At 42.4% G+C, this 1,568-nt stretch carries 1 protein-coding gene; it reads left to right on the top strand.

The window, feature by feature from the left end:
• Positions 1–1,568 (top strand): type 1 glycerol-3-phosphate oxidase (gene glpO / locus RT405_RS12535; RefSeq protein ID WP_313470123.1); only part of this gene is annotated, 1,568 nt, incomplete at both ends.

Here is a 1,568-nt window from a genome sequence, read left to right on the forward strand (position 1 = left end):
AGCGCTTCTGGCCTCAAAACAGGTCTAGTTGAAATGCAGGATTTTGCAGAAGGAACCTCTTCTCGCTCAACCAAATTAGTCCATGGCGGCTTACGCTATTTGAAAAACTTTGATGTTGAAGTAGTAGCAGATACGGTTCAAGAGCGTGCGGTTGTACAAGGAATCGCGCCACACATCCCAAAAGCAGATCCTATGATATTACCGATTTATGACGAACCAGGTTCAACTTTCTCGATGTTCTCCTTAAAAGTAGCAATGGATCTATACGACCGACTAGCAAGTGTAACAGGAACAAAATACGCAAACTATACGTTGACAAAAGAAGAGGCCTTGGAACGCGAACCGCAATTAAATAGTGAAGGCTTACTCGGTGCTGGGGTTTACTTGGACTACCGCAACAATGATGCTCGTCTAGTGATTGAAAACATCAAACGGGCTGCTGCAGATGGCGGACATATGGTCAGTCGGGTCAAAGTCGTGGGTATTTTACACGATGAAAATGGCAAAGTTTCTGGAGCAGAAGTGGAAGACTTGTTAACCGGTGAAACGTTTGAAATCAAAGCACGTGTCGTCTTAAATACAACAGGTCCATGGTCAGACACAATTCGACAAATGGACACTAAATTAGACGCTGTGCCACAAATGCGCCCGACAAAAGGGGTTCATTTAGTTGTAGACAATAAGAAATTATATGTACCGCAACCAACTTACTTCGATACGGGTAAAAATGATGGCCGGATGGTCTTTGTGATTCCGCGTGAAGAAAAAACGTATTTTGGCACAACAGATACAGATTACAAAGGCGATTTTTCACATCCGACTGTTGAGCAAGATGACGTCGATTACCTATTAGACATTATCAATACGCGTTATCCTTCAGCCAATATTACCCTTAACGATATCGAATCCAGCTGGGCAGGGTTGCGGCCGTTGATTGCATCAAATGGCGGTTCTGACTACAATGGCGGCAACAGCCAACCCATATCAGATGAGAGTTTTGACCATGTGATCGCTACGATTGAACAATACCAAAAAGGGAATGTTGATCGGTATACCGTAGAAGATGCATTGAAAAATATCAAATCCAGTAATTCTGAATCAGAAACCAATCCTTCAGCGATTTCACGCGGGAGTGTGCTAGAGGTTGATGAAGATGGCTTGATTACAGTAGCTGGCGGGAAATTAACTGACTACCGTAAAATGGCGATTGGCGCGATGAAATCTGTTATCGAAATCCTACAAAAGGATTTCAATTTATCTTATGAATTGATTGACTCTGCTAAATACCCAGTGTCCGGTGGAGAACTTAATCCGCAAGAAGTCGATGAAGAAACAGAAAAATTAGCACAAATAGGAGTGGAAAAAGGCTTAAGCGAATCAGAAGCGCTTTATCTTGCTCATTTGTATGGTTCAAATGCTCCTAAAGTATTGGCTTTATTAGATGAAGTCAAACAAGTAGAAGGGTTAACGGTAGCAGATACTCTGAGCTTACGCTACGCGATGAACGAAGAAATGGCTTTAACACCAAGCGACTTCTTGATTCGCCGGACAAATCATATGTTGTTTAT

The organism is Carnobacterium sp., assembly GCF_032094055.1.
GTDB lineage: Bacteria > Bacillota > Bacilli > Lactobacillales > Carnobacteriaceae > Carnobacterium_A.